This window comes from Sedimentitalea sp. (assembly GCF_039973035.1).
Taxonomy (GTDB): domain Bacteria; phylum Pseudomonadota; class Alphaproteobacteria; order Rhodobacterales; family Rhodobacteraceae; genus Sedimentitalea.
Window position 1 is genome coordinate 1 of record NZ_JBDWLR010000049.1, and the last position, 11,424, is coordinate 11,424.

At 57.4% G+C, this 11,424-nt stretch carries 10 protein-coding genes; 4 read left to right on the plus strand and 6 right to left on the minus strand.

Going from position 1 to position 11,424, the window contains the following annotated elements:
- The coding region (locus tag ABJO75_RS12040; RefSeq protein ID WP_333483634.1) for a transposase at nt 1-126 on the plus strand (126 nt) is incomplete at its 5' end.
- Nucleotides 127-477: 351 nt separating this feature from the next.
- On the opposite strand, the gene ABJO75_RS12045 is transcribed toward ABJO75_RS12040, so the two are convergent.
- Entirely contained in the window at nt 478-1,383 is a 906-nt protein-coding gene (locus ABJO75_RS12045; protein ID WP_348130499.1) for a zincin-like metallopeptidase domain-containing protein, read from the minus strand.
- Nucleotides 1,384-1,505: 122 nt separating this feature from the next.
- Here ABJO75_RS12045 and ABJO75_RS12050 point away from each other — a divergent pair, with 122 nt between their 5' ends.
- Nucleotides 1,506-1,853 (plus strand): hypothetical protein, encoded by a 348-nt coding sequence (locus tag ABJO75_RS12050; protein ID WP_348130502.1) that lies wholly within the window; start codon nt 1,506-1,508, stop codon nt 1,851-1,853.
- A gap of 285 nt (nt 1,854-2,138) precedes the next feature.
- A complete protein-coding gene (locus ABJO75_RS12055; protein ID WP_348130505.1) occupies nt 2,139-2,474 on the plus strand; it encodes a hypothetical protein in 336 nt (111 codons plus the stop codon).
- Nucleotides 2,475-2,688: 214 nt separating this feature from the next.
- Here ABJO75_RS12055 and ABJO75_RS12060 read toward each other — a convergent pair whose 3' ends face one another.
- From ABJO75_RS12060 to ABJO75_RS12075, 4 genes are all read right to left on the minus strand, one after another.
- Nucleotides 2,689-2,886, minus strand: coding sequence for a hypothetical protein (locus tag ABJO75_RS12060; protein WP_348130508.1), 198 nt, complete (start codon nt 2,884-2,886; stop codon nt 2,689-2,691).
- Nucleotides 2,887-3,541: 655 nt separating this feature from the next.
- Nucleotides 3,542-4,066: a hypothetical protein gene (locus ABJO75_RS12065; protein ID WP_348130511.1), complete on the minus strand. Its 525-nt coding sequence runs from the start codon at nt 4,064-4,066 to the stop codon at nt 3,542-3,544.
- A gap of 89 nt (nt 4,067-4,155) precedes the next feature.
- Complete coding sequence (locus ABJO75_RS12070; RefSeq protein ID WP_348130513.1) at nt 4,156-6,015, minus strand: ParB/RepB/Spo0J family partition protein; 1,860 nt, start codon at nt 6,013-6,015, stop codon at nt 4,156-4,158.
- A gap of 258 nt (nt 6,016-6,273) precedes the next feature.
- The gene (locus ABJO75_RS12075; protein WP_348130516.1) at nt 6,274-6,678 is read right to left on the minus strand and encodes a DUF3768 domain-containing protein; all 405 of its coding nucleotides are present in this window, start codon (nt 6,676-6,678) and stop codon (nt 6,274-6,276) included.
- Nucleotides 6,679-7,945: 1,267 nt separating this feature from the next.
- Here ABJO75_RS12075 and ABJO75_RS12080 point away from each other — a divergent pair.
- Nucleotides 7,946-9,370, plus strand: coding sequence for a DUF6880 family protein (locus ABJO75_RS12080; protein WP_348130518.1), 1,425 nt, complete (start codon nt 7,946-7,948; stop codon nt 9,368-9,370).
- 160 nt (nt 9,371-9,530) lie between these two features.
- On the opposite strand, the gene ABJO75_RS12085 is transcribed toward ABJO75_RS12080, so the two are convergent.
- Complete coding sequence (locus tag ABJO75_RS12085; RefSeq protein WP_348130521.1) at nt 9,531-10,550, minus strand: GSU2403 family nucleotidyltransferase fold protein; 1,020 nt, start codon at nt 10,548-10,550, stop codon at nt 9,531-9,533.
- Nucleotides 10,551-11,424 lie beyond the last annotated feature (874 nt).

Below are 11,424 nucleotides of genomic sequence, written 5' to 3' on the forward strand. Positions count from 1 at the left end.
AATCGCATCGAGATCATGTTCGGCAGGTTGAAAGATTGGAGACGGGTCGCGACCCGATACGACAGGTGCCCGAAGGTCTTCCTCTCCGCAATCGCGCTAGCGGCAACCGTCATCTATTGGCTATGAGTCCTGACCCTAGAGATCCTCGCTGCAGAGCGGCGAATTCACACTCTCCGCCCATCTTTCCCAATGCTGCAACGCAGAGCGTCGTTGAGCACCACCCGAGCCGCTGAGTGCCTATCCCTGGCAAGATGCCAGGTCCAAGCGAAGCGCCGGGCGGTGCGTGGGGAGGAGCTCTGGCTCTTTCGCACGCACCGCCAACTCTGAAACGCTGATCTTGAGCGCATCGGGTGCAATGCAAAACCCCCGCCATTCTGAGACGGGGGTAAGTGTCGGTTGGATCGACGGGAAGCTTGAACAGGTGTCACAAGCAGCCATCGGTGTCTTCGCTGCGGCGTGTTTGGGACGCGAAACCCCTTACGCCGCCCTGTCCCTTTGTCGCGCATCAGGTGCGGCAGCTGCAGCCATGATAAAATCGACGGCTTTCTGGGCTTCCGACGCGGCTTTGAAAATCATCCTCTGGTCATTTTTCAATGCTTCAATCCATCCCTCAATATAGGCGGCGCTCTGATCAAATTGCGGTTCCACGCCCAATGTCACGCCAAGAATGCAGGCACCGATTTCGGCTACCAACTCTTCAAACGCATAGGCTTTGCGATCCTGAAACTTCGCGAACCGGTCCAGCCGTTTTGAACTGCCCGACCAATGGACTATTTCATGAGCGAGAGTGCCAAAATATCCGGCCGCGTCATGGAACGTCGCAATCGGTGGCATGTGAATGTGATCGTTCGCAGGGTTGTAGTAGGCGCGCGGATCATCGCTGGTGCTGATTGCGGCCCCAGTGTCGGCAAAGAAAGCGTCCAGCGTCGCATCTGACTCGGTGCCAAGATCACGCGGCGGATCGGGGCGGATGTAATACTCTTCCGGCAACCCTTCGATGTCGTCCGCGTTAAACACATTGTTGAATCTGGCAAAGCGCCGGATGGTCATTTCCTCGCCGGCGGGTTTGCTGTCATCCTCCTTTTCGATGGTACCATAGAAAACCGACTTTGCGGCCTTTGCGCCTTTCTTCACGGATCCGCCGAGGTTCTGCGCCTGCTTGAACGTCATCCAGCGCTCGGAGTTCAAACCACGGATATGGGCGGTGGCCCACAACATGAGAATGTTGATGCCTTTGTAGGCTTCGCCGTTGTGACGCACGGGCAGACATGCGCCGCCGGTGCTGCCGGTCCAGGGCTTGCGCCATGGCGGCGTACCTGCCTCGATCTGGGCAATGATCGTGTCTGTGACGTGCTGGTGAATATCAAAACGTGTCTTGGCCATTTGCCGTGCTCCTGTGCGGTAACGGTCGGGATTTGATCCCGTTGGTTTCTGGTTTTGAGCGAAGCGCATTTGCGCGCCCGTCTCTAAAACCTGACCCGCTGGCGAAGTGCCGGAGTGAGCAAGTGCCACCGGAATCGACCGGGTTGGTGCGGCCCGCAGGAGCAGCCGAGGACACGGCCCGGTCTATTCTGGTTGCGCGCGCGAGAACCCGGCGGGTTCTAAAGCATCGTGGCGCAGTGGCGTTCGGCTTGACCGAACCCCAAGGCACAAACAAGAAACAGCAAAGGATCAGAGATCCTGCGCGAGCCGCAAAAGCGATCGATACCCGCAAGGGCGGATCAGCGCGTCCTCGATCGACCATGCCGCAAAGCCCGCACCACGGCTCGGATGAGACGGGGTACGGGCTATTGCGGCAGGAAGACTGGGGATGGGATGTTCCGGGCGCAAGCCGCCATGCGGCTGAAGCCTGAGGGCGTGATCATGAGCCAAAGGCTCGGGATTTGCCATGACAAGGCATTTGCAGCACATATTCTCCCGTCCACCATCCGCAATGGCTCCGGTTGGATGTGCCGATTTCAAGACCCACGCAGCATGGGTATTGATGCATAACAGACATCCTTCTCTCGGATCCAATCTCTCACAAACGGACGAGAGGAATGACGCCACATGTTGTGTCGTGTGAAGGTAAATCTACTATACTTGCCATTGTTCTGCTTTTGTTCTATATTAGACATGCGCAATCGGAGGACCGTCCCATGCAACTGAGTTCACTCGATCAAACAGTGTCATCCATCAGCAGCAACGACTATCATATCGTTCCGGCAACCGAGAAACAGATCCAGTTCGCCCGCCGCATCGCACAACGCACCAGGGTAGAACTGCCCGCTTATCTCACCTCAGATCGACGCAGACTGTCCCGCTGGATTGACGCGCATTGCAACCAATCAAACCCATCGCCCTTCTCGAACTATCCGTCGTCCAAGCAGGTTGCGTTTGCCGAACGGATTGCCCGGATCAAACACCGCGATGTTCCGAGTGCATGTTTTCGGGACAAGACGCTGATGTCCCGATGGATTGACAGCAACCGCTAGGCAAACTTCAATAGATGCCAAACCGCCCCTGTATGCGGCAATCCAAAAGCGAAACCGGCCCGAAACGCGCTCCGCGATAGCGGTTCCGCGCGAATAGCGCCGGTCTCCGCAGGGCGGGATCATCCCCCGTCCGGCGGGGACACCACATCCTGTCGGTGCCTGTTTCGTCACACCAAGCAGGGACAAGGGCGGCTTGCGCCGCCCTGCCCTCGTCTCATTCCGTAACGGTGTCGTCGATCCGTTTGGGGAAGGCCACCATATCCACCTCCGGGAACATGTTGTGCCGGACGGTGATCGATGTGATGGCGCCGTTCTCGTCGGTGTTGACGAAGAGGATCCCGCAGCGGTCCCAGAACGTCTTGCCTTCTTTCTCGCCGGTCTTCACGTTCAGCTTCAGAGTTTGAGTTGCCATTGTCTGTTCCTCGCTTTTGCGTGTTTCGATGAACATGACCGAAGCGGGCCCAAAGGAGATGTCAGCCGGAAAACTGATGCGCGAGGAATGCGCCGCAGGCGCAAGGGAATTTTCCGGTTGAAGCGCAGCGCCTCTCCGTCTGCCCGCTTACGTTCATCTTGCAGAAACCGATGAGCGAGGACCTCCCCCGGCAACCCGCTGAAACCTGTACCGGGCCGCAGGAAGACATGGCAATCTGGAACAATGCACCTGTAGAGTCTGATCAACGCGGCCGAACTGAGACGGCAAGATCACGTCGCTCTCCCAGCGAACGATGACCGGATCGTCGAACCTGTGATTTTTCCCAAATGGATCGACTTGCGCATCCGGAACCGGAAACCGAGCGATTGGGCAGCGGTGCAAGCGCCAGGTCCGGGTGGTTCCCATCAGTTGCATCTGTGCACCGCATTGCATTTCCGCTTCGCGGCCCGAGGAACCGCCGGTCGCTCAAGCGGCCGTCCCGCGCGGACAGCGCCAGTCCTGGGAGAGTGGGGCCAATGTCCCGCTCGCCCAGGACACCAGAACCCGGCATCCTGTGTGTCACACCAACTAGCCGCTTGAGCGCGCATTCAGAGCGGTGGATCCTTCGAACGCGCCAGACGAAGCCCGACCCTGATTACCCCTGATTGCGTGCCTTGCTGACAACACCATCTTCCGTGATTGCAGCAATATGAGATGCGGTGCGACGCGACAGGTCAACTCCGTCGCCTGACATCATCGCGTCCACAAACTCGGTCTTCTTCAGCACCGAACCGTCCGACTCCACATAGGTCATGTCGCCGTCCAGTTCGTGGGACACCGATCCATCCGCCTTGATCCGCACCCATGCTCCGCCCACCTGAACGGAAATCATATGGTCTTCGACCACGACACCTTCCCAACTGATGCCGGGATCGCGGCGCAGCACGATCTTGTCCGGGCGCAGCTTGATCTGAACATCGCGCGGGGTGTCCTTGGCGGCGGTGCTGACCACCAGAAACGCTTCCTGCTGTTCGGGATCAGGGTGCAACGTGGCGTTGCCGTTTTTGGGCGGCCAGACCTTCGCCTCGGCGCGTGGATTGCCCTGCGGGTCGCGGTGGAACCCGATGTAGAGTTGCGCCGAGCGCCAGACCCGCGCCAGAGGAGAATTTGTCAAAGTCATGGATCGCTCCTTTCACAACAGATTCAGGTGTACAAGCTCGCCACCTCCAAGGGGGCAGGCAGGGCGGATTACCGCCCTGCCCTACTGTCTCAGCTCATGCTTTCGGGCAGCCATGCGGCAATGACCGCTTCCTGTTCTTCGGTCAGTCCAAGAGCGCTGCGCACGGTCCGATCGGCAAACAGAGTTTCCAACTTCTCCGCCTTCTCACCCTTCTTCAGTTTCGCGAAACCGGTCGCGGTCGCATGATCTTCTGGCAGGTCCAGCAGATCACACCACAGGGTATTGAGGTATGCAGCCCCAACGCGGGAGAAGAAGTTTTCAGCAGTTGGCGTCCAGACCTCACGGATAGAGGTCGAGACCGTCTTGTCGATCAGGCCCGCCAGTTTCTCATCTTCCACTGTCAACGACGCGGCAAGATGGCGGGTCAGTTCCGCCATGACATGCTCCATGCCCTTCGCCTTGAAGGCGCGGAAGCCACGAGCCAGATCACTGCCAAACGGGTCTTTGGGAGTGGAAGCCGGGGTGGTCAACCGGTCGTCCAGAGCATACCCCGCCACCTCGGTCGAGGGTAGGTTTGGCACATCGCTTGCGCTCAAACCAAACGGGCGGCGATAGCCTGCCTTGCCGGTCAACTGAAACGCCAGCAGGGTCAGGATCATGTCAGGATCGCGCAAGGCCGCATGTTGCCGAGCCCCCGTGGCGACGCAGGCCAGATCGGCCGCCAGCTTTTGGGAGATCGGAGATTTCGGCTCAGCCGGCGAAGGGGTGCCGGTCTCGTGTTGTGAGGCCTCCAGAACGCCCGCCGCAATCGCCGCGTCGTGATCCTCGCGCTTGATCAACCCGCGCAATGCGGACAGTGTGCGATCGTGTCTGACATAGACCATAGCCCCGGCCAGCGCCTTTTGCTGATCGGAATAGGCACCCTCGATGATCGCTTCCAGTTCCGCGAACTCGATGCCGCCCACCTCATCCAGCCCCCCGGCGTCGGCCTGTTCCGACAAGGCGTCATAGCGTGCGGATTGGTCTCCATTCAACACACCTTCCTCCTTGTAGACACGCGCAAATCCGTGTTCGCGCTGCACCTCGTACCAGAACGGATTGCTGTCCTCTGAGATCATGACCCATGCCCAGCCTTCGGCGTCTTGAAGCGTGTTCGCTTCGCCTTCCAGCTTTTCGGAAAAGAGACGGTCCAGAATATCCGGGCTGTTGAACAGGATCTCATCTTCAAAGAGGTCCTGAGTCACGGTGCCGCCTTCGGCCTCATAGGCCCCCTGCCCGACGAACTTTGCTTTGCGATTGTCGCCATCAACGGCATCGGGTTTCAGCGCGGTTTTGATCTGGTACTCATTGAACCAGCCCGATTTGGCCCGCTCCAGCACCTCCAGGATTTTCTTCTCATCCTCACTTACGGTCATGGCCTTGGCCTGACCTATGCTGATCGCTTCGGATTTCAGAGCATCCAGAACAGGGCAAGGGAGCTTGGCGAGTGCAAGGCGGCGACGCACATGGGCCTCGGTCACCCCAAACGCCTGACTGATCTTGGCTAGGGACAGCGCCTTTTCTGCCATCGTTGCGTAAGCGCGCACCTCATCCACCGGGTCCAGTTCTTCCCGTGCGGTGTTCTCGGCATTGGCCCATTCCTCGGCCACATGCGCCGACGGCGCCATGCGCACCGGCACAACGGCCAGATCGGGGCGCTCGGACACAGCAACGTTGATGGCGCGAAGACGACGGCCGCCCGCGACAATGCCCACTCTGCCAGTCTCGTCACGCAATCCGGCAAGGTTCTGAATTAGACCGCAGGCCGCGATGCTTTCCGCCAAAAGGGCAATTCCGTCCTCTGCCACCTCCTGACGCGGGTTCAGATCGGACAGGTACAGGTCTGTCAGCGGCACGTATTCGATGATTTCGGCAGCTGTTTCTGCGGCAATGGTTGTTTGCGTATTCATTGGGTCATTCCTTGTTAGAGATTGATGCTTTGATTAAGGGTGCCCTGCCCCTGACGGGGTAGAGCGAGGGGCTTAGGCCCGTGCTTGCGTCTTCAAGAAGGCGAGGCCGATCTTGGCGGAGAGACCTCCCTTTTTGATCAACTGGACTGCTTCACCGCGCAGTTGCTCCAATCGCTTCTGTGACATTTCTTCACCTGCTACTCTGGAAGGGCATGCCTGCATGCCTGAGAGGAGCCCTTTTCCCGATTGCGGTTGAGATCAGTATTCGCTCGGACACATGATGGTCAGGGCGCGTTGGGTAACCGTCGGATCAAACGGGCGTTCGGAGCCGTACTTGAAATCCAGGTCATACAGATCGACTTTCCAGAACAGCTTCTGATTGCCGACCATCACCGTTACGAATGTGTGATCGCCCCACGGATCGTTGTCCTCGGTGAACCGCGTGTCGGTTGCGACAGCTGCCAGCGCCGCCGCCTGGAACCCGGCCCCCTCACTTGAAACGCCGGGGGTGATCAACACCTGCCCCTGAATGCCTTTGCCTTGCATCTCATACACAGCTATCGGGTCGATGAGCGCTTTGCGAAATAAGTCGTTCTGTGCTGCAATAGATGCCGCCTGCAGGTCTGTATCGTGTTCAATGTCATTGGCCGTTTCGATTTCCAAAACCGTCTCTCCTTTGTGAAGCAACCTCCGGGGCTGATCCCCAAATGGCGCTGGTTTTGAGCCAAGCCCTGAAAGGGCGTCGTCTCTAAAACCTGCCACGTGGCGAACGCGGAGAGGGGCGAGACCAGAGAAATCGACAAGGTTGGTGCGGCCCGCAGGCGAGAGCCGAGGACACGGTCTTGTCTATTTGTCTTGTCCGAGGGGGGAGGCCGCGCCTTCCCCCTGATGGGAAGGCGGCGTTTGGCTTGTCCAAATCCCGCCTGACCTGACAAGAAACGGCAAAGGATTCCTGATCCTGCGCGAGCGCGAAAGGGAGCGTCACCCGAACGGGCAGATCACCGCGGCCTGAAACGACCATGACGCAAAGCCCCTGCCCCGGCTCTTCAGAGACGGCGCCGGGGTTATTGTGGCAGGGAGTTCAGGACGTGGGGTTCTGGGTGGAAGCCGGCCAACCGGCTGGAACCTAGCGCCCGGTCACGAGCCGCAAGGCTCGGGATTTGCACCGATACTGGTGATCGGCAGCCTCAAGGGCGCAATGTCTGGATCAAGTGGGAATCTGATACGTTCGCCGTTTTGATTTTGCCACCACGCGCACCATGACTTCGCCACCGAGCGGGCACTGATATCAATTGCATCAAAACAAAGTCAGATTCTTCAGTTGAGCGCAAAACCCTGACGGATCTTGGTCACGAGCACTAAGAACGCCATATTTCTGAACTACATAGCTGAGGTCATACCGAGAGACCGGCACCGCGGAAACGCCGGTTCCAAGGATCGGTGCCACAAAAAATCCAGAAAATTACACATTAATTCCACCTTGTGTGAGCATGTTTACAGAGCCCCAAGGCAAGCTGTGGCAATGTTTGGGTATTGTAACGATGATCCTGGCAACGAGTACGGAATAGGTGAGTGGTGAAGGTAAAGAGTTCTTCGTAATCGAGCGAAGGTGTTCACGAACGATTTTATAAAGTGCCGGGCGCAAGGGAGACCTTGCGCCCAATTTTGCCGTGCCACTCCGGAGCACTGGGATGAGTGTTCGGATCTCAGGTGAGTACATCTCATTTCCAGCTCATCAGGTCGAAAGCGCGGTCTTATTCAACGCCTGTAAGCACAGCGCCTACCGCTGCATGGGTCACGGGCGCGCCGAAAAGTTCTTAGCCTGAAGAACCTAAAGGACCCGTTTTGAAGAAGCGCCGGTTGCGTCACAGCAAAGGTCCCGTGAAACTGACGTCGCCACCACGTAAAGCAAAAAGAAACAAGAAGCTTGATGTCGAAAAAAACGCTCAACAAGACCAACCTGACCGCCCTCGGGGCAGACGCTCTGGCAGAACTTTTGCTAGATGTCACCAAAGGCAATGCCGCCCAGCAGCGCCGATTGCGTATGGAACTTAGCGCCTCTGCTGGCACCGCCGACGTGGCAGGGGATATTCGCAAGCGGTTTGCAACGCTGCGACGGTCAACGGGATATGTCTCGTGGCGAAAAAAAGGCGCCTTTGCCCGTGAGCTTTCGGACCTGATCGGGCTGATCCGAACGAGCGTGGCCCCGGATGATCCAGGCGAAGCTTTTGATTTACTTTGGTCATTTCTCCAATTGGCCCCATCCATTTACGAGCGCTGCGATGACAGCAGTGGCACAATCGGAAGTGTCATGTCCGATGCAATGGAGCATGTATCTGGTCTGGCGCCAATGTTGACCACTGATTGCAGGGCTCTTGCCGAGCGGGTCTTCGAAGCGCTGCAGGATAACGGCTATGGTGAGTTTGACGGGGCGATCCCCGCGCTGGCCGAAGCGCTTGGGTCGGACGGATTGGCGCGTCTGAAAGACCTTGCGCAGGCAGTCGAGGCGGAACCTCTCAGCGAAGCCGACCTGGCTCGTTATGATTTCGTCGATGACCCGGAGCATCAGCGTGAACTGGCACAGGAGGCACGCAATCGGAGTGCATGTATGATCTTGCAAGCAGCAGCCGACCTTGAGGGTGATGTGGACGCCTATATGGCGCGCTATTCAGCCAAACAGTTGACGTTCCACACGATTGCTCCGGATGTTGCCGCCCGATTGCTGGCGGCGGGTCGTGCGAATGAAGCCCTGCAAATCGTCGAGGGTGCACTTACACAAGATCGCCGAACAGTCTTTGACACGCCAGAATTAACTCAGGTCCGTGTGGAATGTCTTGATGCGCTAGATCGTGGCGATTCCGCTAGTGAGGTTCTCTGGGAAGAATTCTGTCAAACCCTGCGCGTGGACTGCCTGCGGCAGTATTTGCGCCGGTTGCCGGATTTCGAGGACATCGAAGCCGAGGATCGCGCCAAGTCCGTGGCCTTGGCGCATCCGGACATAATGATGGCGCTTACATTTTTTCTCGAATGGCCGGATATGAGGTCCGCCGCGAGTTTGATCGAAATCCGCTTTGCAGAGCTGGACGGCAATGCGTACTACATTCTCAATCCCGCGGCAGCCGCGCTGGACGGCGACTATCCGTTGGCAGCAACTCTCGCTCGTCGCGCGCTAATTCTCGATACGCTCGATAACAAGCGCTCCAAGCGCTATGGCCATGCCGCCACCCATCTGGCGGAATGCGACGCGTCAGACGGCCAGATCAACGATTATCAGACCCACCTGCCCCATGCCAAGTTTTTGGAAACGCTCCGTTATGCGCACCCACGGAAATCCGCGTTTTGGAGCCGCGTTTAAAGCCTCTGACGCAAACCAGTTCCGACGACCCAGTTTAACCTGGTGCGCTCGCGAACCACAACGTCCTCATCACTTCACGCCGCGAAAAACACGGCCTTCACCACTATATTCTAAACGCCCATGGGCGCGGCGCCGCTGAGCCGGTCGCCACCCAAGCCCGTCAGGTAAGTGAACTCATGATGTCCCGTACCGTTGGAAGCCGATCCAATGTCGCGTCCAAACGTTGCTGCCATTTCGGACCAATTGCGCGTGCGTCAACATAAGCTTCCAGAAGTTCGTCCGGGCGATCTTCGGCCAGTATTCCTATCAGGAATGCTGCCTGCAAGCGATCTTTTTCAGCCTTCAGACTGTCTGCCCCACCCCGTCGCCGATCCGCCACAATTAGCTTGTGAATAGCAAACCGTTCTGGTCGCGGCACCTGTACCAAAGCACCACCGCGATAGACCACTACGGCTTTAACAGGTTCCGCAATCAAATAGTTCAGATGATGCAAGGACTGGGCATCCACTCCAAGCGCTGCCAACGGACGGATGCCCTCCTCATCCTGAAACGACGGGGTAAGAAACTCGACCATCAGATCATTTCGGGTTTGCCGCCATCGCCAGACCTTGTTGCCGTCCAGACTTGGCACCGGTGCAAACGAGAACTCTCCCATGACATCCTGCAACGGTGGCGCGACGACATCCTCCAGAGCCAATGAGAGTTTCTCGAAACTGGCGATATCGATATCACCGGTTTGCGCCATTTCATCAAACCCATATCGGACGCCCAATATCCCCTCATAGAGTCGAAAAGCGTGGGTTCCGACCACAGTTCCACCCAGTCGGAACACCCCCGCTTTGGCCAGTGCCGACATTAGACTTCCGGTGGCCGCATCAACACCCTGAAATCCTTCGGCGCGTAGAATGCGGATCAACCGTACACGATGCCTGCGCCGTTCTTCAGCCCCCTGCCGAAGTGCCTTCAGCGCCTCAAGACGTTCGCGCAGTTCCGGGGTTTCCTCGCCAATATAGGTTTTGCGAACATCCGACCCTATGCGATAACTGTCGTACCAATAGATCTTGCCGTTTCGTTCAACGCGCGTGGGTGTACCGCGTATCTCTGTTACGGCTTCATCTTGCAACGAGCGGCGCAAATCATGGTAGGCCGCATGTGCAATCGCTGAATGCCTATCAAACATGGCAATTCCCTATGTTCAACAAAAATATCACCGTTGAACATAAGTTCATGTTCAACAAAAATCAACTTAGTTGAACACAGCTCACAATCGGTTCCATCACGTCGCCTGCCCACTCAACCCGCCATAAAAGCTCCGCTTGAGATGCCCCTGCCCCGGCTCTATGGCCCTGCCGCTGTGTCGTGCCGCACCTCACGTGCTGTGCTTTAAGCCACCTTCCGTTCGAAAGCACAGGACTTCCCAGTCCGGTGCCGAGTGACGGCACAGCGGGATGTCAATGTCGTTGTATTTTTCAAAGAACACCATCTCAGCACGCCGCCGCGTCTCCCTTGAATTCCGCCAGTTCAATTCAGCATTGATGGATTTTAGGAAGATCACGACCGCAGCAGCGTAACAATTTCCGTTGCCACACATCCACTGCCAGCACGGTGAATGTCTACATGATGAGTACCCGTGTTGATGAAGCCCGTGTTTCAATCCATCTCCGACCGATCCGTCGCAGTGCGTTTGCCATCACGATGGGTTTGTGCACGACGACCGTGACCGCAAGTTTCTTGAATTTCTCCACTGGCGTCAGCGGCTCATCTTTTGCCTTCTTATCAGGGTAGAAGCGCTTTGTGACAGCGACGCAGTTTGTTGCACGGGTCAGTGTTGGGACATAGCGTGCCCTTTCCCATCTGAGGTTCAGGCAGGCTCGAACGCCGCACGACCCAGTGAGGTCATGCGGTTGAGTACCCTCATGGCTATCCGGACTTCCGTGTTTTGGGCGTCAATGTTCCTCGATTTCAAACCGCCGCCAATGATCGTTTTCCAGCGCCCGATCTGGGCTTCGACTATGGCCCGAAGGTTCTAGTCTGTTTCGGCCTGCCACTTCATT

What these genes read in the sequence shown, in the direction of transcription:
- ABJO75_RS12055 (WP_348130505.1), top strand. Translation starts at nt 2,139, where the DNA reads ATGCAACTGAGTTCACTCGATCAAACAGTGTCATCCATCAGCAGCAAC.
- ABJO75_RS12045 (WP_348130499.1), bottom strand. Translation starts at nt 1,383, where the DNA reads ATGGCCAAGACACGTTTTGATATTCACCAGCACGTCACAGACACGATC.
- ABJO75_RS12065 (WP_348130511.1), bottom strand. Translation starts at nt 4,066, where the DNA reads ATGACTTTGACAAATTCTCCTCTGGCGCGGGTCTGGCGCTCGGCGCAA.
- ABJO75_RS12080 (WP_348130518.1), top strand. Translation starts at nt 7,946, where the DNA reads ATGTCGAAAAAAACGCTCAACAAGACCAACCTGACCGCCCTCGGGGCA.
- ABJO75_RS12060 (WP_348130508.1), bottom strand. Translation starts at nt 2,886, where the DNA reads ATGGCAACTCAAACTCTGAAGCTGAACGTGAAGACCGGCGAGAAAGAA.
- ABJO75_RS12070 (WP_348130513.1), bottom strand. Translation starts at nt 6,015, where the DNA reads ATGAATACGCAAACAACCATTGCCGCAGAAACAGCTGCCGAAATCATC.
- ABJO75_RS12085 (WP_348130521.1), bottom strand. Translation starts at nt 10,550, where the DNA reads ATGTTTGATAGGCATTCAGCGATTGCACATGCGGCCTACCATGATTTG.